20 protein-coding genes are annotated in these 17,283 nt (G+C 59.2%); 4 read left to right on the forward strand and 16 right to left on the reverse strand.

Annotation, left to right across the window (positions count from 1 at the left end):
- The first annotated feature begins 83 nt into the window (after window positions 1-83).
- Complete coding sequence (gene thiD / locus I2E13_RS01335; protein ID WP_117800350.1) at window positions 84-914, forward strand: bifunctional hydroxymethylpyrimidine kinase/phosphomethylpyrimidine kinase; 831 nt, start codon at window positions 84-86, stop codon at window positions 912-914.
- Between the two features lie 145 nt (window positions 915-1,059).
- On the opposite strand, the gene I2E13_RS01340 is transcribed toward thiD, so the two are convergent.
- The 5 genes from I2E13_RS01340 to I2E13_RS01360 form a co-directional block, all read right to left on the reverse strand.
- Entirely contained in the window at window positions 1,060-1,671 is a 612-nt protein-coding gene (locus I2E13_RS01340; RefSeq protein WP_082435543.1) for a pentapeptide repeat-containing protein, read from the reverse strand.
- Between the two features lie 79 nt (window positions 1,672-1,750).
- Window positions 1,751-2,410 (reverse strand): SGNH/GDSL hydrolase family protein, encoded by a 660-nt coding sequence (locus tag I2E13_RS01345; protein WP_195403971.1) that lies wholly within the window; start codon window positions 2,408-2,410, stop codon window positions 1,751-1,753.
- Between the two features lie 75 nt (window positions 2,411-2,485).
- The gene (locus I2E13_RS01350; RefSeq protein ID WP_195403972.1) at window positions 2,486-3,619 is read right to left on the reverse strand and encodes a TIGR02452 family protein; all 1,134 of its coding nucleotides are present in this window, start codon (window positions 3,617-3,619) and stop codon (window positions 2,486-2,488) included.
- A 140-nt stretch (window positions 3,620-3,759) separates the two neighbouring features.
- Window positions 3,760-4,455 (reverse strand): Bax inhibitor-1 family protein, encoded by a 696-nt coding sequence (locus I2E13_RS01355; RefSeq protein ID WP_117647240.1) that lies wholly within the window; start codon window positions 4,453-4,455, stop codon window positions 3,760-3,762.
- 80 nt (window positions 4,456-4,535) lie between these two features.
- Window positions 4,536-4,874 carry a hypothetical protein gene (locus I2E13_RS01360; protein WP_147327487.1) on the reverse strand — a complete coding sequence of 113 codons (339 nt, stop codon included), beginning with the start codon at window positions 4,872-4,874 and terminating at the stop codon, window positions 4,536-4,538.
- A 250-nt stretch (window positions 4,875-5,124) separates the two neighbouring features.
- Between I2E13_RS01360 and I2E13_RS01365 the strand changes: the two genes are divergently transcribed.
- The 3 genes from I2E13_RS01365 to I2E13_RS01375 all read left to right on the forward strand — a co-directional run bounded on the left by I2E13_RS01365 (window position 5,125) and on the right by I2E13_RS01375 (window position 7,679).
- Complete coding sequence (locus I2E13_RS01365) at window positions 5,125-6,174, forward strand: inorganic phosphate transporter (protein WP_055251696.1); 1,050 nt, start codon at window positions 5,125-5,127, stop codon at window positions 6,172-6,174.
- 67 nt (window positions 6,175-6,241) lie between these two features.
- Entirely contained in the window at window positions 6,242-6,865 is a 624-nt protein-coding gene (locus I2E13_RS01370; RefSeq protein WP_055251695.1) for a DUF47 domain-containing protein, read from the forward strand.
- A gap of 283 nt (window positions 6,866-7,148) precedes the next feature.
- Window positions 7,149-7,679 (forward strand): nitroreductase family protein, encoded by a 531-nt coding sequence (locus I2E13_RS01375; RefSeq protein ID WP_195403973.1) that lies wholly within the window; start codon window positions 7,149-7,151, stop codon window positions 7,677-7,679.
- Window positions 7,680-7,844: 165 nt separating this feature from the next.
- On the opposite strand, the gene I2E13_RS01380 is transcribed toward I2E13_RS01375, so the two are convergent.
- From I2E13_RS01380 to ftsZ, 11 genes are all read right to left on the reverse strand, one after another.
- On the reverse strand, window positions 7,845-8,519 hold the full coding sequence (locus I2E13_RS01380) for a DivIVA domain-containing protein (RefSeq protein WP_006234242.1): 675 nt from the start codon (window positions 8,517-8,519) through the stop codon (window positions 7,845-7,847).
- A gap of 61 nt (window positions 8,520-8,580) precedes the next feature.
- Window positions 8,581-8,868 carry a YggT family protein gene (locus tag I2E13_RS01385; RefSeq protein WP_040358293.1) on the reverse strand — a complete coding sequence of 96 codons (288 nt, stop codon included), beginning with the start codon at window positions 8,866-8,868 and terminating at the stop codon, window positions 8,581-8,583.
- Between the two features lie 15 nt (window positions 8,869-8,883).
- Complete coding sequence (locus I2E13_RS01390) at window positions 8,884-9,606, reverse strand: cell division protein SepF (protein ID WP_089571591.1); 723 nt, start codon at window positions 9,604-9,606, stop codon at window positions 8,884-8,886.
- Between the two features lie 60 nt (window positions 9,607-9,666).
- Complete coding sequence (locus I2E13_RS01395; protein ID WP_089571590.1) at window positions 9,667-10,404, reverse strand: YggS family pyridoxal phosphate-dependent enzyme; 738 nt, start codon at window positions 10,402-10,404, stop codon at window positions 9,667-9,669.
- Window positions 10,405-10,523: 119 nt separating this feature from the next.
- Entirely contained in the window at window positions 10,524-11,381 is an 858-nt protein-coding gene (locus I2E13_RS01400; protein ID WP_195403974.1) for a phosphate signaling complex PhoU family protein, read from the reverse strand.
- Between the two features lie 92 nt (window positions 11,382-11,473).
- On the reverse strand, window positions 11,474-12,277 hold the full coding sequence (gene pstB, locus I2E13_RS01405) for a phosphate ABC transporter ATP-binding protein PstB (RefSeq protein WP_089571588.1): 804 nt from the start codon (window positions 12,275-12,277) through the stop codon (window positions 11,474-11,476).
- Between the two features lie 12 nt (window positions 12,278-12,289).
- Window positions 12,290-13,195 (reverse strand): phosphate ABC transporter permease PstA, encoded by a 906-nt coding sequence (pstA, locus tag I2E13_RS01410; protein ID WP_055251684.1) that lies wholly within the window; start codon window positions 13,193-13,195, stop codon window positions 12,290-12,292.
- Between the two features lie 3 nt (window positions 13,196-13,198).
- A complete protein-coding gene (gene pstC, locus I2E13_RS01415; RefSeq protein WP_195403975.1) occupies window positions 13,199-14,125 on the reverse strand; it encodes a phosphate ABC transporter permease subunit PstC in 927 nt (308 codons plus the stop codon).
- Window position 14,126: 1 nt separating this feature from the next.
- Window positions 14,127-14,963 (reverse strand): phosphate ABC transporter substrate-binding protein, encoded by an 837-nt coding sequence (locus I2E13_RS01420; protein WP_117637522.1) that lies wholly within the window; start codon window positions 14,961-14,963, stop codon window positions 14,127-14,129.
- The gene (locus I2E13_RS01425; RefSeq protein WP_089571585.1) at window positions 14,960-15,760 is read right to left on the reverse strand and encodes a polyphenol oxidase family protein; all 801 of its coding nucleotides are present in this window, start codon (window positions 15,758-15,760) and stop codon (window positions 14,960-14,962) included. Before I2E13_RS01425 ends, I2E13_RS01420 begins: the two co-directional genes overlap by 4 nt.
- Before the next feature lie 211 nt (window positions 15,761-15,971).
- On the reverse strand, window positions 15,972-17,126 hold the full coding sequence (gene ftsZ, locus I2E13_RS01430) for a cell division protein FtsZ (protein ID WP_055251674.1): 1,155 nt from the start codon (window positions 17,124-17,126) through the stop codon (window positions 15,972-15,974).
- Between the last annotated feature and the right edge of the window lie 157 nt (window positions 17,127-17,283).

The raw sequence follows: 17,283 nt of genomic DNA on the forward strand, positions 1-17,283 counted from the left end.
GGGTTCGACATAGAGTCGGCCCGGGCATCTTTATAATGCTGGCTTAAAGACCCATTTGATTCCGACCGAACAAGGGAGCAAACATGGATCGCAGTAAGGTACCTGCCGTCCTGTCCATCGCAGGATCCGATTCCAGCGGTGGCGCCGGCATTCAGGCCGACATCAAGACCATCACGGCGCACCGCCTGTATGCCGAGACGGCCATCACCGCCATCACCGCACAAAACACGCTCGGTGTCACCGCCGTGCAGAATATCTCCCCTGATATCGTCGCTGCGCAGATCGACGCCGTATTTGACGATATCCGCCCCAGCGCCGTCAAGATCGGCATGGTTTCCTCTGCCGAGATTATCGAGGTTATCGCCGACCGCCTGAGCGCCTGGAACGCGACAAACGTGGTCGTCGACCCCGTCATGGTAGCCACCTCGGGCGCACGGCTGATTGCCGAAGATGCCGCCGAGGCGCTCACCCGCCGCCTGTTCCCACTAGCAACCGTCATCACGCCCAATATTCCCGAGGCCATGGCCCTGCTTGACTACGAGGTCGACTCCGAGCGCACACAGCAAAATGCTGCCATGCTCCTCACCCGCCGCTTTGGTTGCGCATCCCTCGTTAAGGGTGGGCATCTTGTCAACGAGGCCAACGATGTATTGGCCGAACCCGCGCCACTCGATGACGAGGGCAACCATCTGGGCGATCCGCTCACCACGTGGTTCCGCCACAAGCGCATCGAGACCGACAACACACACGGCACCGGCTGCACGCTTTCGTCCGCCATCGCCTGCGCGCTGGCCCAGGGCATGGATCTTGCCGATGCCGTCAACGCCGGCAAGGCATACCTGACAGGCGCTCTGGCCGCCGGCCTGAACATGGGCAAAGGCTCCGGCCCTGTCAACCACATGTGGCAGTACTAAATAGCCAGTAACCTGCCAAAAAGAGACAGGCTACTTTGCACCAAAAACCGTCGCAACATTCGATGAAAATCGTGCAAACGCGAAAAATCATTAAATGTTGCGACGGTTTGATTTTAGATAGCGGTCGAGCAAAGGACCAGAGCGCCTATTCGTCGGCGAGTTGAATTCCCAACAAACCCGAGAGTGCCAGCGCCTGCTCGGCATTGACCGTCAAGCCACGCAACTCATGGTAATCGCCCGAAACAACGGGCGCTGCAAATGTACAGCGCGACACATCAACGCCGGAAAGCGACGTCTTGAACACATCAACACGCGTCAGGTCACAGCCATCCAGGCGTATCTGACCCAGCTTGGCACCCTGAAACGCAGCCTCTCTCAGACGTGTATCGCATGCTGTCATAGGGCCAATGCGTCCCTCCGAAAGGTTCGCATAGCTCAAATCGCACGATCCAAACGACACGCTCGACAGGCGCGCCTTGAGCAAGTTGAGTCCCGGTGCCGAGCAGTCAACGAAGTCGCAGCGGCTGAGCCAGCAGCCTTCCATGTTGCAGCGGATAAAGCGGCAACCGCGAAACACCACGTCGCGAAACGTCGAGCCGCTCCAGTCAACGCTATCGAACTCGCAAGATCGGAACACAACGCCATCGAAGGTCGCGCCGTTCGCCACGTCGTAGGCAAGATCCAAATCCTCAAAAGCGGTATTGGAGACGAGCTCATCGCCCTCGGCAAAGAGGTCGATGAGCTCGTCCATGCCCATATGGCAGCCAATCCGTTCGTTTACCCGGGCAAAACCACCGCAAAGGTGCCTGTCCCCTTTGCGGTGGCTTGGGGTCGCGCTACTCACCGAGCATCTCTTGGAGCTTGGCTGCCACGGCATGTCCCAAGCTCTCGTGGCTTTCGGGCATCATATGCAGATAGTCGATATCGCCCGGCTCGGCAAACTCGGCGGCATTCAAAAAGTCGCAGCCAAACTGCTCGGCCACGTGCGCATAGTACTCGCCAAAATGTTCAGATGCCTCGACGGAACGCTCGTCAAAATCGGTCATATATACATCGGCGATCTGCGGCTTGATCTTGATAGGAGCCATCAGCAGGATGCGCGGGCAAGGCGCAGCGTCGGTCCACGGAAACGCGCGGACGGCGCGAATCAGCGCCATGGCGCCACGGGCGATATCGGAAGCTGTCACGTTAAAGACCGTCTTACAGTCGTTGGTGCCCAGCATGATCACAATGACGTCCAGCGGCTTATGAGCCTCGAGCAGCATCGGAAGCGCGCGAATGCCGTTGAGGTTAGTGTCCAGATGGCACATGTCGTCGCGTACCGTCGTGCGGCCGTTGAGGCCTTCTTCAATTACATGCCAGCCCTCGCCTAAGTCACGTTGGACCACGCCACACCAGCGCACATCCTGCGCATAGCGCACCGCGGTGCCGTCGCGCATGCCCGCCGGATCGTAACCATAGGTGTTGCTGTCACCAAAGCATAGAACGTTTTTCATCGTAAGCTCCCCACTCAATAAAAAGCCGACGGGAGCAGCCCCCGTCGGCTCGGTATATCGCATCACGCGCACCGTTTACAGGTACTTGCGCCAGTCGTCGTCATCCTCGTCATCCTCGGCAGCGGCCTGAGCCTGCTCGGCGGCACGGGCGGCTGCGGTGCGGGCGGCAACCTGAGCATAGGACTCCTCGTTGCGCTCGGGGAAGTTTGCCAGCACGTGCTCGAACTTGGCGAAGTCCTCGTCCCAGCGCGTAGAGGGCACGGCAAAGAAGACCTGCTTGACCTTGAAGTCGCCCGACGCGAGCTCCCTGCGGAAGAGCTCGGCCACGGCCTCGGCATCAAAGCCGTTGTTGTCGCAGCCCCAAGCACCCAGCACGAGCTTCTCGCGACCAAGCTCATCGCAGATGGCGAGCACAAAGCGAATGCGGTCGCGCAGGGCATCCAGCAGAGCATCGTCGCTCACGCGATACTCCTGGCGGGCGCGCCTAACGTTGGGCGCGGCGGCCACGATCACGTCGGCGTATGCATGCACGTGGTTGCGGTCGAAGCGCACCGCAGGCACCACCAGGGCGCGGTTACGATAGAGCTCGCAGTTGATGTTGCGGCAACGGTTCTCGCCGTACCACTTACGCTGCTTATCGAGAACGTTGTACAGATACGAATCGGCGCACAGCGTGGCCTCCTGGCCCAGATAACCCTGAATATATCCACCGCCCGGATTGGTAAACGAGGCAAAGGCGAGCACGGCCATGTCGCAGAACTGCGCATAGCCGCGACCGTTATCGAGGATTGCCTGCGTGGCGGAGGCATCAAGCACAGTGACCTCGGGCAGGACCGGAGCGGGCTCCTCAGCAGGCGCGGACTCAGCTTCGGCGATTTCCTCGGCAGGCTCCTCGACGGGCTCGGGCGCCGCCTCGGTCTCGGGCGCCGCCTCGACCTCGGCAGTCTCCGCGTTCTCGACGTCCTCGGCGACCTGCTCTTCGGCGGCCACAGCACTCTGAACCTTGGCCTTCATCGCCGCGACAAAGCCGGCAGGCATACCGTCAAACTCGCGAACACCGGCAAGCGAACGCTCGATATCCTTGGCGCACGCTTCGGACACAGTTGCCACGTGACGCTCGGCGGCCTTGGCACGGGCCTCGCGCTTGGGATTGGGCTGACCCGCTCGGTTGGACCTGCGGTTACGGTTCCTGTTGTCGACGTCTGCCATACGTGGCCACCTTTCCTGTCGCTGCCGCTATCGGCTTTTCCCATCCATGATACCCCGCCGCGTACAAAAAAGACGGCCCCGAAGGATCGCCTTTCACATCGTTTTACCGCGTCCGACAAGAAACGCTGCAATCCCCCGCGCTAGTCGCGACGACCGAGGATGTTCAGGATGCGCAGGAACACGTTGATAATGTCCACGAACAGATTGGACGCCATGAGCACGGCGTTGGGCAGCGTGGGCGGCACCGTCGTTGCCACATAGGTGTCGTAGCCGATGAAGCCGGCGAACACCACGATCACGATCAGGTCGGTGATGGACTGCGAAACGCCCATGAACATCAGCACGATCTCGACCAGAATCGTGGCAAGCAGGATGCCAAAACCAATGCCATACACACGCTGGAAGAACTTGGGGAAGGTCACGCCCAGCGCACCAAAGACAAAGGTGATGGCGGCCGTGGCGATAAAGGCGGTGTTAATGGTAGGCAGGTCGTAGTTGGCAAGACCAAACGACGCCGTCAGGCCAAAGGTGCTCGCAAAGACCACGTAGCCCACGAGTGACAGGCCCACGGACTGTTTGCTGGCAGCAGCCGACATCATGACCATGCCGACGATGGTCAAAATAAATGAGCCAAAGACCAGCGGCAAAGCGGCGCCGCTCATCATCATGCGCGCAAACGACATGGTGCTCGTAAAGTAAACACCGGCGCCCATGGCGCAAAAGCCCAAAAAGATCAGAGCAGACATGACAAGGTTGTACGCGCGCGGCGACATCTCCTTGGCACGGCTTGCGCCGGTCTCGATGGGGCCATTCTGATAGCCCTGGATATCGTTCATAATTTCGTCCTTTCAAAAAGCACCGCGACGGCGCCGTAGCTGACAAGTTTCCTGCCATTGTACCCGAACGCCACGCGTTCTTACCTGCGGCGCTCGCTCTCGAGTGTTCGGTCGAACGCCCACACCCACCAACGCATCACGTGTGCCTGCGAGCCGTCCGCCCGCTCGCGCGTCTGGTCCTCCAGATACAACTCGGTCGCGTGCCCGCCAAAACGCACCTTATAGGTTGCCGTACGAATGCCGTGAACCGTCAGGCCAAACCCAGTGGTCGAGACAATCTCGTCAATCGTAAAGCAACGACCGTCGACCCAGCAGACGGTGACCGGCACGACCTGTCCGCCCGCGAGGATGCGAGCCACGACGTCCACATACTGCTTGTGCACGCGCCGAGTTTTGCCATCTGTCTGTCGATATTCCATGCCTCCTATTATCGAACGCATGTTTGCATGTTGTAAAGCGAACAGGCTGTGGTTTTGGGGTGTTGGGGCGCGCGCACGTGTCCTCATGGTGTGTTAGCAAAAAGAACACCCACGGTCAACAGGGCTAATATTCATTTTTAGTGCCAAAAAATTCACTGCTCCCATCAGAACTCGGTAAAGAAACCCGCAGGAGGTGATACGATTTATCATGTTTCTGTAACGTGCCTGCAAACTTCGAGAAAGCCCATATATGGACGTAACGTTCTCAACCTTCCTCGGCCAACTTGTGTCGAACCCAGTCCTTGCCGTCACCGTGATCCTCGCGCTCGGCGCCATCTTCGTCAATGGATGGACCGACGCACCCAACGCCATCGCGACCTGCGTCACTACGCGTTGCATGCCCGCCCGCGCCGCTATTCTCATGAGTGCCGCATTCAACTTCCTTGGCGTGCTCATCATGACGCACTTTAACGCGAGCGTCGCCAACACCATCTCCCATATTGTCGACTTTGGCGGAAACAGCACCATGGCGCTCGCCTGTCTGTGCGCGGCGCTGTTCTCCATCGTCGTCTACGGCGCCACAGCGTCGCGTTTTGGCATCCCCACCTCGCAAAGCCACAGCCTTATCGCCGGCCTGACCGGTGCCGCCATCGCCCTCGGCGGTGCGAGCAGCGTCAACGTCCACGAGTGGATGAAGGTCATCTACGGCCTGGCGCTCTCCATCGGTCTGGGCTTTGTCATGGGCTGGGTCCTGTGCAAGCTCGTCTCGATTCTTTTCGCCGCCGCCAACAGGCGACGTGCCAATGTCTTCTTTAAATACGCTCAGATCGCGAGCGCTGCGGCCATGAGCTTTATGCACGGCGCGCAGGATGGACAGAAGTTCATCGGCGTGCTCTTTTTAGGCGTGGCCTTTGCCAGCGGCCAGACGAGCGTCGGCGATGCCGGCATCCCCATCTGGATTATGCTGCTATGCTCGGCCACCATGGGCATCGGCACCAGCGTGGGCGGCGAGCGCATCATCAAGTCCGTTGGCCAGAGCATGGTCAAGCTCGAAAAGTACCAGGGCTTCTCCGCCGACCTGGCGGGCGCCGCGAACCTGCTGCTTGCCACCCTTACCGGCATCCCCGTGTCCTCCACGCACATCAAGACCTGCGCCATCATGGGCGTCGGTGCCGTCAAACGCCTCTCGGCCATCAACTTCGGCGTCGTCAAGGACATGATGTTCACCTGGTTCTTCACCTTCCCCGCCTGCGGACTCATCAGCTTTGTCATGGCCAAGCTGTTCATGATGTTCATCTAGTCAAACCGAACGTCCATCCGGACCGTAACACCTCGCCCACCCGTCTTCGCCTCGAAAGGACCCACTCATGGCAAAGAAACCCGATTCGTTCTACTTTGACAACTACGTCGCCTGCGCCGACCTCGCCGTCCAGGCCGCCGAGCTGCTTACCAAGATTTTCGAGAACTTCGATCCCGCAAAGATTCACGATATGCTCGACAAGATGCATGCGATCGAGCATGCGGCCGACAAGAAGCACCATGAGCTTGAGGACGCCCTGCTCACCGCCTTTATCACCCCGCTTGAGCGCGAGGATCTGGACCTGATGAGCTGCTCGCTCGACACCGTGCTCGACCGCATCGAGGGCGTCGTGCAGCGCGTCTACTTCACCAACATCCAGAGCATCCATCCCGATGCCATCGTGATCGCCCACAAGGTGACCGACGCCTGCCGCGCCATGAAAGACCTGATGGTCGAGCTGCCTAACTACCGCAAGTCCAAAACGCTGCGCGAGCTCGTCATCCAGATCAACACCATCGAGTCCGAGGCCGACGAGCTCTATATCAACGCCATGCGTAACCTGCACGTTAACGGCAAGGACCCGCTCGAGGTCATCGCTTGGCGTGACGTGTACGCCTTCCTGGAGTACTGCGCCGACTGCTGCGAGAATGTGGCCGATGTCGTGGATTCGATTGTCATGAAGAACAGTTAATTGGGGGCACCCGTCCCACCGGCGAAGGCCCGGCACCTATTTGCTTTCTCACTCCGGCTGCATGGCAGAGTCGTTCGAAAGTAAATAGGTGTCGGGCCTTCGCCTTAGGTACCACCATTGGGAACCTTGACTGATAGTTATGGTGCAATGGTGGTTTGGCTGAAGGGACCTTTGGTACTCGTTCGGACACTTTGGCCCTTGATGAGCGTTTGGCTGATTGCTGCTTTGGGTACTCTTTGGGTTACTTTTGGTTTGTTTGATTTTTAATTTTAGGAGGGCTTGTATGTCTTATTTGGATCTGGCTCGGGGTCGGTATTCTTGTCGCGAGTTTGAGGATCGTTCTGTTGAGCAGTCGGTAGTGGATGCCATTGTTGAGGCGGGGCGGATTGCTCCTTCTGCTTGTAATAATCATCCAGCCCGTGTGATGGTGCTGGATACGCCTGAGCTGTTGGAGAAGGCTGCTGCTTGTCAGCCTCGGTTTGCTCGTGATGGGTCTATCTTTGGAGCTCCGCTTGTCTTCCTTATTTGCAGCGTTACCGATGATGCTTGGGTGCGCCCGTATGACCAGATGAATTCCAGTGAAATCGATACGTCCATCGTGTGCGACCAGATGATGATGGAGGCCACCGAGCAGGGCCTGGGAACGTGCTGGGTATGCCATTTTAAGCCTGAGGTGGCACAGGAGCAGTTCAATCTGCCCAAGGGCGTCTATCCCTATCACATGCTCGTCTGTGGCTATCCCGCCGACCACATCGCCGATCCCGAGCATCGCGAGGCCCGCACTATTCCCCTCTCCAACTTCCTCCTCAAGTAGTTTTTAGACATACCTTAAAAACTACCTTTTACCACGCGCCCTTCGCCGAGTTCTGTCCTATCGCATGCAGAGCTCGGCGTTTTGTTTCCCAACCCGTATACAGCCACAAAAAAGGAGCCCGCAGGTGCGAGTTCCTCTTAAGGACACTAGATTGTAGCTCTGATGCTAGTCCAGGTCGTCGGCGGCAAAGTTGTCGATCGGGGCGAAGGGATCGGCCACGGGGACAACCGGGTCAGCGACGGGCAGCGGCTCGGCGGGAACAGTCACCGCAGGAGAAGCGGCAGAACCGACCGGCGTGGAGGCCATGAGGTCGGCCGGGAAGGAGTTCTGGGCATCGTCCATGAAGTGCTGGATGAGCTTGAGGTACTCGGCCTTGAACTCCTCGCGGGAAGCCTTGAGACGATCGATTTCCTCGAGCTCGGCCTGCTTCTCGGTCAGAGCCTGGCGGATAACCTCGCGTGCCTTAGCGTCAGCCTCGTTGCGGATACGCTCAGCGTTCTCGTTGGCATCGTTGACGATGGTCTCAGCGGTCTGCTGGGCAGCGATCAGGGCAGCGGAAATCTGGCGCTCCTGAGCGGAGAAGTCAGGGGCGGGAGCAGCCACGGGGGCGGCAGGAACGGCTTGGGCGGTGGCATCCTGAGCCTGGGCAAGCTGAGCCTGCGCATCGGCAAGCTGCTGCTCGGTAGCAGTCAGGCGACCCTTAAGGTCGACGATCTTAGCGAGCATAGCGTCAACCTCGGAGGACAGCGTCTCCAAGAAGACGTCGACCTCGGCGGGATCGTAGCCACGCTTGGCCTCAGAGAAAGTCTGAGCCTGGATGTCTGCAGGGGTAATAGCCATAACAAGTCTCCTTTTTCATCGCCTCGGCGCTACACGCCCGACGTAAGTTACTAAGTCAGTTCTATACGAGTATACCTATAAGAAGCTGCAGAACCAGCCTCTGCACCAACTGCAACGCAATAATCGCAACGACCGGCGAAAAATCGATACCGCCCATCGGCGGGATGAAACGACGGAACAGGTTGAGCCACGGACCGCACACGCTATCGAGCACCGCAGCAATATCCTGAAGCAAACCACCCTGCTTCATGGGAATCCACGTCATAAAGCAGTAGACGACAATGAGCGTGGAATAGAAGTTGAACAGCGTGTTGACCAGCTGGACGATAGTGTAGATGTTGATGGGAATCTCCTCGTCTTGTCTTTACTTAAGGTAGCCGTCGGCACGAAGCTTCTTGAGATCGGAATCTTTGACCTCGCAGCCGGCGGGCAGCACCATGAACACGCGGTCGCCCACCTCCTTGACCGTGGCACCCAGACCGCAGGCAAAGCCGTAAGAGAAGTCCAAGACGCGCTTAGCAACTTCGGTGCGTACGCCCACAAAAATCAGTGCGACAGGCTGCTTGGTGCGAACGCGGCGCACCACGGTCTCCACGTCGTCATAGCTCTCGGGGCGCAGGACATAGGCCGGCAGCTGCGGCGTGGCGTTGATGATATTGCTCGCATAGGCCGAGGCATCACTCGGTGCAGGCGCGGGCGCAGCGGCGGCACGGGCGCGGGTGTTCTCGGCGTAGCTCGACGGCGTGTCATAGGCACCAGGACGATAACCGCTCGCAACACTGTCCTGCGAGCGCGAAGGCGGGTTATACGTCGTGGCATGGCGGGAGTCATCGCCGACCAGCTGACCGGAGCGCGTATACACGGCAACCGACTCAGCTTCACCGCGGCGCGTCTGACCAAGCAGGCCGTTGCTCGGCTCGTCTTGGGTGTAGAAGCCCTCGCCCGAAGCACCGCCGTAGCCGTTGCCCTGATAACTATCGTCATAGCCGTCATCGTAGCCGTAGTCGTCGTCCTGGCCATAACCCTGGTCGTAACCCTGCTGGCCGCCCAGGTGCATCTTATTTTTAATCTCGTCAAGGAAGCCCATGGTTGTGTCCTCTCGCGGTTTAGTGCAGGCGCCCCGATAATCAGTGCGCACTTCAGAGCCTTATTTTACTGCAAACTCCGGGCTAAATACTACCCTGCCCAGGCGAACGAGCGTAGAGCCCTCCTCAAGGGCAGGCTCAAAGTCCTCGCTCATGCCGCAGGAAAGCTCAGGCAGGTTCAAATCGGGATGCGCAGCCTCCAGCTCATCCCTCAGCTCACGAAGCCCCGCAAAGGTGCGGCGTGCCACATCCTTATTCCCCCGGGGCGCCATAGTCATAAGCCCCTGTACGCAAATTCCCTCAAGTTCCGCAAGCTCACCCGCGGCGGCGCGAATCTCATCGGGCGAAAAGCCTCCCTTCGACTCCTCACCACTCACATTGACCTCGATGAGCACACGCTGGGGGCCGGCGAGCTCGCCTGCCTCAATCTTGCGGACAGCACGGCTCGAGATCGCCTGTGCCAGATGCAGCGAACCCACCGAGTGAATCAGCTCGGCTGAGCCCAGCACCGCATTGATCTTATTGGTCTGCAGGTTGCCGATCATATCGAAGCGCACCTCGGGCAGCTCCGGATGCTCCGCCAGACCCGTGAGCTTGCGAACCAGCTCCTGCGGGCGGTTCTCGGCAAAATGGCGATACCCCGCCTGGATGGCAGCAACAGTCTCATCGACACCAACGGTCTTGGACACGGCAATGAGGCGCGCGGCGTCGTGGGGGCGGCCCGCGCGATCGAGCGCCGCATAAAAACGTTCCAGAATCTGCTCGCGGCGAGCGCGCATCAAATCCAAATAGTTATCCATTGCCAATCGCCTCCGCTGACAGCCAAACAAGTAGTCCCATGCTAACGCAAGAGCGCGGCCCCGCATGTGCAAGGCCGCGCTCACTTAGGTATTTACAATCTTTCGACGAACGGGGCTACTTACTCCTCGTCGTCCTCGCCATCGTCCTCGTCCTCAAGATGATCGAGCAGGTAGCGAAGACCCTCGCTGACCTCGTTGGCGGGCACCTTGGCAACGTAGCGCGCGTCGACGGCGGGCCTCATGATAACACCCTCGCCCGAAGGCACGCGCATGCTCTCGAGCTCGTCCTCATCAGTGCGGGCGATATCGCCGGCGTTCATACGCTGACCAGTCAACAGGAAGGTCAGACGGCAAGCGGCATCGATGGAAATGGAAGCGATGCGATCGAGGTAGCGCGAAACCATGATGGCGCGGCGCAGGTCGTCATAGTTGCTGTCGTCGTCCATAAAGTCGCCTGTATCCATACGGTTAAAGGTGCGGAAGAACTTCTCGTAGGCGGCGTGCACTGGCTCGTCCTCGACGGCCAGGTTGCAGATGATGGACATGTCATTGGTGACGAGCGCAGAAAGCGAAGAGCCCAGCACCTGGTAAACAGCTTCGGCCTCGGCCTCAACCGTACCGACGAGCTCCTGGGGCAGCGAGATGTCGGCCTTGATCATATGACGCGTGGCACGGCAGATCTGACGGACCTTATCGGTCATGCGCTGCAGGTTAAAGTCGACGTAGATGATCGTCTGAAGCAGGCGGAAGTCGGAGGCGACCGGTGACTGCGTGGCGATCAGGTTGTAGCAGACGGCCTCCAGGTTGGCGCAGCGCGCGTCAATCGAAAGCGTACGTTTCTTGGTCTTGGTGGCGAGCTTGCGGTCGTCGGTCACATAGGCCTTCACGGCATCGTGGAGAGCCAGATCGACGGCCTCATAGATGCTCAGCATCTCGTGACGGGCCTCGACGAGCTGACGGGAAAACAGTTTGCGCATGGTTCACTCCAATCAGTTGGGTGCGGTCATGCAGCCCGCACAGTGAATACGCACCGGACCAGGTCCGATCGGCTTGGGACTAGTCGCACCGATCAGCCAAAGCGGCCGGTGATATAGTCTTCCGTCCGCGAGTCCACCGGGCTGGTGAAGATCGCGTCGGTTTGACCATACTCGATGAGCGTGGCGGGCTCGCCGGCAACTTCCTGCAAGAAGAATGCGGTGTAGTCGCTGATACGAGCTGCCTGCTGCATTGAATGCGTGACGATGATGATCGTCATCTCGGGCGCCAGCTCGGCCATCAGATCCTCGACCTTAGAGACGGACGTGGGGTCGATGGCGGAGCAGGGCTCGTCCATCAGAAGGACATCGGGTTGCACCGCAAGCACGCGCGCGATGCACAGACGCTGCTGCTGACCGCCCGAGAGCGCCAAACCATCCTTGTTGAGCTGATTGGATACCTCTTTCCAGAGGTTGGCGCGCTTGAGCGATTCTTCCACGATGTCATCGAGGTCGCTTTTGCTAGTCACGCCCTGCAGACGAGGGCCAAAGGCGACATTCTCGTAGATGGATTTGGGAAACGGGTTGGGCTGCTGAAAAATCATGCCCACGCGGCGACGGAGGTCGACCGGGTCGACGCCCTCGGCATAGATATCGTTGCCGTCGAGCGTCATGGTGCCCTCGACGCGCGTACCCTCGATCAGGTCATTCATGCGGTTGATGCAGCGCAAAAACGTCGACTTACCGCAGCCCGAAGGGCCAATGAAGGAGGTGATGGCGTTTTTGGCGATGTTGAGGTCGAGCCCCGTCAGCGCATGAAAGTCACCGTACCAAAAGTTGAAATCCTTGGCCGTAATGGCCGCTTGCTCCAGCGTGGGAGCGGACTGATAAACGGACATGGGACTCCTTAACTAGCGACGCTTGCGCGACAGGAAGCGCGCAAACAGGTTGAAGGCCAGAATGATCACCATCAGCAAGAGCGCGGTGCCGTAGGCTGCGTTCATGTTGATGCCGTCGTTGGCAAGCAGGTACAGGTGAACGGTCATGGGGCGGCCGGAATCGAGCGGCGAGATAGGTAGATTGATGGCCTGGCCCATGGTGTAGAGCACCACGGCGGTCTCGCCAATGGCACGGCCGATGGCAAGGACAATGCCCGTGGCAATACGGCCAAAGGCAGAAGGAAGCACGATCTTGGAGACAACCTGCCACTTGGTGGCGCCCAGGCCATACGCGCCCCAACGGATATAGCGCGGAACGGCGCGAATGGCCTCTTCGGTGGTGCGCATGACGATGGGAAGCATCAAGAGCGCGAGCGCCAGAGCGGCCGAGACCATCGAAAGGCCCAGACCCATAGCCTCGACAAACAAGGCGTAGCCAAACAGGCCCATAACGATGGAGGGCACCGAGGCCAAAGCGTCAGCAGCGTAGCGAATGAGCTCGACGATCTTGCCCTGCTTGGCGTACTCGGCCAGATAGACGGCTGCCAGCACAGCGATCGGCGTGCAGATAAGCATGGCGAGCGCCGTCACATAGACGGTCGAGACGATCGTGGGCCAAATACCGCCCTCGGCGTTGACGCCCTGGGGCCAACCGAAGATAAAGTCGAGCGAGATGTGTGGCAGGCCGTTGATGACCACGTAGGCGATGATAGCGACCAGCACCAGCGTGGTGATGTATGCCGCGGCACGGAACACGCCAAGCATGATCTTGTTGGACAGGTCCTTGTTGATGCGGCCCTTCTTGCCGTGGGAAAGGGCACGCTTGATGCGCTCGCGCGACGAGGTCGTATCGACCGTCGTGTCAACGGAATCGGACATAGCCTACCCCCTCTTCTTCTTGGAAACCAGGCGGACGATGCCCACCAGCGTGGCGGAAATGATAAACAGGACCACGCCCATGCCGAACAGCGCCGAGCGATGCAGACCCGAGGAATAGCTCATGTCGAGCGCAATCTGGCTCGTGAGCGTCGAGATGGGGCTCGCAATGCTGTCGGGAATAACCGGGGCGTTACCCACGACCATGAGCACGGCCATGGTCTCGCCGATGGCACGGCCCATACCCAGCACGATGGCATCCACGATACCCAGCTTGGCGGCAGGTAACACGACCTTATAGATAGTCTGCCACTTGGTGGCGCCCATGGCATACGATGCCTCGCGAATGCCCATGGGAATGGAATTGAGAGCATCGATGGTAAGCGTCGTGATGGTGGGCACGATCATAATGGCGAGCACGAACCACGCCGTCAGCGCGCCAAAGCCAAGACCACCGGTCAGCTGCGCGATAAACGGGCGGATGATGACCATGCCAAAGAAGCCGTAGATGATGGAGGGGATGCCCGCCAGCAGATCGACGGCGGGGCTGATAAGCTTGCGCACGCGCTTGCTGGCGATCTCGACCAGGTACACGGCCGTACCCACGCCCAGGGGCACACCCATGGCGAGCGCGCCGACGGTCACCAGGCCCGAGCCGGCCAGCAGCGACACGATGCCGTAGTGGCCCTCAGAGGGCGCCCACGTAAAGCTAAAGAAGTCCGCCAGACCAATGTCGGTAAAGACGGGCAACGCCGAGTACGTGGTAAAGACAAAAATCAGGATGACGGTAACAACCGCCAAGAACGCGCAGGCAAAGAAAATCCACTGCAGCGCCTTCTCCTTGATATAGGTGCTGCGCGATACGAGCGCCAACTCGCGCTTCTTGGGCGCCTGAGCATTCTGCTCAGTCTGGGAGTTTTCCTGTGCTTCCATGCTACTCACTCCCCTTCTCGTCGTTAGTGACGGGAATAAAGCCCGCCTCGCGAATCTGCTTGTCCATCTTTTCGGACGTCACGTAGTCGATGTAATCCTGCGCCCGCTGCGAAGGCGCACCCTTCACAAAGAAGTAAAGGTCGCGCGAGATGGGATAGCCGCCACTCGCGACCGTCTTCTCGGACGCCTCAACATGATTGACCGAGACGGCCTTGACCGAGGTCTTGGCGTTGAGGCTATCGACGAAGCCCAGCGAAATGTAGCCGATAGCCCCGCGCGAACGAGATACCACGTCGCGCACCTGGCCCGTGCCCGAAAGAACGGCGGAGCGGCGATCGAACGGGGTGCCGTCCATCACGATGGTGCGGAAGGCTTCACGCGTGCCAGACGCCTCATCTCGGTTGATAACCTGAATCCTCAGGTCCTCGCCACCGACTTCTTTCCAGTTGGTGATCTTGCCGGCATAGATATCGCGGAGCTGCTCGGTCGAGAGGTTATCGACGGGGTTGTCTTCGTTCACGATGACCGCGATACCGTCGTGGGCAATGACGATGGGAGTCAGGCCCAGATCCTGTTCGTCGGCATTGAGTCCACGGGAGGAGCTGGCGATATCGGCCGTGCCAGCGCTGACGGCTTCGATGCCAGCGGAAGAGCCCAAACCGGAAACGAGCACGTCGATGCCGGTCTCCTCCTTAAAGCCCTCTGCCGCAATTTCGGCGATAGGAAGGCAGGTCGTGGAGCCGGCCACGGTAATGGAAGAGGTAGAAGATCCCGAAGAACAGGCGCACAGCGTAAGCGTAAGCACAGCGGCGCTCAGGACCGATACGATCTTTCTCATAGCATCACGCCGATCGCAGCATGGCGCCCACAGGTGCCGTCCTCGTTACGGTAGGAATAAAAGCGGTCGTTCTGACGCACAGTCGAAAGCTGGGTATCCACGATATTATCCGCGTCCACACCGGCATCTACCAGCGCCTCACAAATGGCAGCGGAAAGATCGAGCATGCGAGAGGCACTCGCATCGATGCAAGAGAACTCGACGGCAAAGCGATCCATGAGTTCCTGGGATACCTCATATTCGTCAGCCAAGATATGGGGGCCGATATAGGCGGAAACGTCGCTCGCATCGCAGCCGGCAGCATCGCAAAGCGCCTGGCACGCCTTGGCAGAAATACGTGCAATCGTGCCCTTCCAACCGGAGTGCACCACGGCAAATCCGCCAGGGGCCACCAGCACCACGGGAACGCAGTCGGCAAAGCAGAGCAGCACGGGCACGTCATGGGCCGTACAGACGATGGCATCGCAGCCCTCGGCAATCTGCTCGCGAACAGCCTCAAGATCGTCGGCGCCGTTCGAAGTCACCGTAACGATATGGTCACCATGTACCTGATTGGGCACGAGCAGATTATGCTCGCACTCAGTGGCGCCCATCGCTTCGAGCGCTCGACGACGATTTTCTTGAACAGCAAAGGGGTCATCGCCTACATGCGAGCCCAGGTTGAGCGAGGAGTACGCATCTTCAGAAACGCCACCGGTGCGCTCGGTAAAGGCAAAGCGGACATCGGATGTCGCGCCCTCCACCAACGTAACTCCATCATGGTCGACACGCGAAACGTTGTCCGCACGTGCTGCCATACTAAAGCCTCCTAATAACACAAGTACCGCGGCATCGCCGCTACAGCCCGCGTTTATACGGCTGTCATACTTCCTTAAAAGGATACCCGCAGCGGTAGGGACCAAACGTAAAGGGAACGTAAGGAGATTGGAGGCTTTCGTTTACAAATGAGTAACAAAACGGGGTGCATCCAAATGGACACACCCCGTGCAGGTCGTTGAGAAAAACGAACTAGAAGCTACCGCGCTTCAGGAAGTCGGGAAGCTCGAACTGGTCGTTGCCAAAGTTGGGCAGCTCGGTACCACCGACGTTGCGGGTCGGAGCGGCCTGAGCCGGGCTGGCAGCCGGAGCGGTGCGCTGCGGCTCAGCGGAGGCAGCGGCCTTGCTCTGAGACTGCTGAGCAGCAAAGAGCTCGTCCTGACGGTTGACGTTGGAGTCGGAGAAGCCCGTAGCGATGACGGTGATACGCACCTGATCGCCCAGGGACTCGTCGACAACGGTACCGAAGATGATGTTGGCCTCGGGGTCGACAGCGTTGGCGACAACGTCGGCGGCGTCGCTGATCTCCTGGATGCCCAGGTCCTTGGAACCGGCGATGGAGAGCAGCACGCGCGTGGCACCATCGATGGAGCTCTCGAGCAGCGGGCTGGAGATGGCCTGCTGGGCAGCGTCGACGGCACGAGTATCCCCAGAAGAGGTACCGATACCCATCATGGCGGTACCGGCCTGCTTCATGATGGTCTTAACATCGGCGAAGTCCAGGTTGATGATACCGGGGACGGTGATGAGGTCGGTAATGCCCTGGGTGCCCTGAGAAAGAACGCCATCGGCAATCGCGAAGGCCTCGAGCATGGTGGTCTTCTTCTCGGCGATGTCGAGCAGCTTATCGTTAGGGATGACGATCATGGTGTCGACGCAATCGGAGAGGGTCTTGATGCCCTCTTCGGCGCTCTTCTTGCGCTTGCGGCCCTCGAAGGTGAAGGGCTTGGTCACAACGGCGACGGTCAGTGCGCCGACCTCGTTCATCGCGATATCGGCAACGATGGGAGCAGCACCGGTACCGGTGCCACCGCCCTCGCCGCAGGTGATGAACACCATGTCGGCGCCAGCGAGCGCCTCGGCAATGTCATCGCGGGACTCATCGGCAGCCTTGCGGCCAACCTCGGGGTTGGCGCCGGCGCCCAGGCCGCGGGTAAGGTCGGTGCCGATGTGCACCTTGATATCGGCATCAGAGATCGCGAGTGCCTGAGCATCGGTGTTGATGGCAACAAACTCGACGCCGCGGATGCCCTCTTCGATCATTCGATTGACCGCGTTGGTACCACCGCCGCCGACGCCGACCACCTTAATGACGGCAAGGTAGTTGTTGATCTCTGTCTCGTGCATGTCGGTCCTCCGAACAAAGGTTATAGCCATAGCATGGGTCGACCCCTGCGCACATTAACCTTCAGGTTGAAAGTAAATGCAAAGGTAAACCGTATTATGTTTGCACATTATGAACGTATCAGTCAAATAATTGACCGTGAAAACCAAACAAACCAGA

It is taken from the genome of Collinsella aerofaciens, from assembly GCF_015554145.1.
GTDB classification, from domain to species: domain Bacteria; phylum Actinomycetota; class Coriobacteriia; order Coriobacteriales; family Coriobacteriaceae; genus Collinsella; species Collinsella aerofaciens_AA.

What these genes read in the sequence shown, in the direction of transcription:
- thiD (WP_117800350.1), top strand. Translation starts at nt 84, where the DNA reads ATGGATCGCAGTAAGGTACCTGCCGTCCTGTCCATCGCAGGATCCGAT.
- I2E13_RS01340 (WP_082435543.1), bottom strand. Translation starts at nt 1,671, where the DNA reads ATGGGCATGGACGAGCTCATCGACCTCTTTGCCGAGGGCGATGAGCTC.
- I2E13_RS01345 (WP_195403971.1), bottom strand. Translation starts at nt 2,410, where the DNA reads ATGAAAAACGTTCTATGCTTTGGTGACAGCAACACCTATGGTTACGAT.
- I2E13_RS01350 (WP_195403972.1), bottom strand. Translation starts at nt 3,619, where the DNA reads ATGGCAGACGTCGACAACAGGAACCGTAACCGCAGGTCCAACCGAGCG.
- I2E13_RS01355 (WP_117647240.1), bottom strand. Translation starts at nt 4,455, where the DNA reads ATGAACGATATCCAGGGCTATCAGAATGGCCCCATCGAGACCGGCGCA.
- I2E13_RS01360 (WP_147327487.1), bottom strand. Translation starts at nt 4,874, where the DNA reads ATGGAATATCGACAGACAGATGGCAAAACTCGGCGCGTGCACAAGCAG.
- I2E13_RS01365 (WP_055251696.1), top strand. Translation starts at nt 5,125, where the DNA reads ATGGACGTAACGTTCTCAACCTTCCTCGGCCAACTTGTGTCGAACCCA.
- I2E13_RS01370 (WP_055251695.1), top strand. Translation starts at nt 6,242, where the DNA reads ATGGCAAAGAAACCCGATTCGTTCTACTTTGACAACTACGTCGCCTGC.
- I2E13_RS01375 (WP_195403973.1), top strand. Translation starts at nt 7,149, where the DNA reads ATGTCTTATTTGGATCTGGCTCGGGGTCGGTATTCTTGTCGCGAGTTT.
- I2E13_RS01380 (WP_006234242.1), bottom strand. Translation starts at nt 8,519, where the DNA reads ATGGCTATTACCCCTGCAGACATCCAGGCTCAGACTTTCTCTGAGGCC.
- I2E13_RS01390 (WP_089571591.1), bottom strand. Translation starts at nt 9,606, where the DNA reads ATGGGCTTCCTTGACGAGATTAAAAATAAGATGCACCTGGGCGGCCAG.
- I2E13_RS01395 (WP_089571590.1), bottom strand. Translation starts at nt 10,404, where the DNA reads ATGGATAACTATTTGGATTTGATGCGCGCTCGCCGCGAGCAGATTCTG.
- I2E13_RS01400 (WP_195403974.1), bottom strand. Translation starts at nt 11,381, where the DNA reads ATGCGCAAACTGTTTTCCCGTCAGCTCGTCGAGGCCCGTCACGAGATG.
- pstB (WP_089571588.1), bottom strand. Translation starts at nt 12,277, where the DNA reads ATGTCCGTTTATCAGTCCGCTCCCACGCTGGAGCAAGCGGCCATTACG.
- pstA (WP_055251684.1), bottom strand. Translation starts at nt 13,195, where the DNA reads ATGTCCGATTCCGTTGACACGACGGTCGATACGACCTCGTCGCGCGAG.
- pstC (WP_195403975.1), bottom strand. Translation starts at nt 14,125, where the DNA reads ATGGAAGCACAGGAAAACTCCCAGACTGAGCAGAATGCTCAGGCGCCC.
- I2E13_RS01420 (WP_117637522.1), bottom strand. Translation starts at nt 14,963, where the DNA reads ATGAGAAAGATCGTATCGGTCCTGAGCGCCGCTGTGCTTACGCTTACG.
- I2E13_RS01425 (WP_089571585.1), bottom strand. Translation starts at nt 15,760, where the DNA reads ATGGCAGCACGTGCGGACAACGTTTCGCGTGTCGACCATGATGGAGTT.
- ftsZ (WP_055251674.1), bottom strand. Translation starts at nt 17,126, where the DNA reads ATGCACGAGACAGAGATCAACAACTACCTTGCCGTCATTAAGGTGGTC.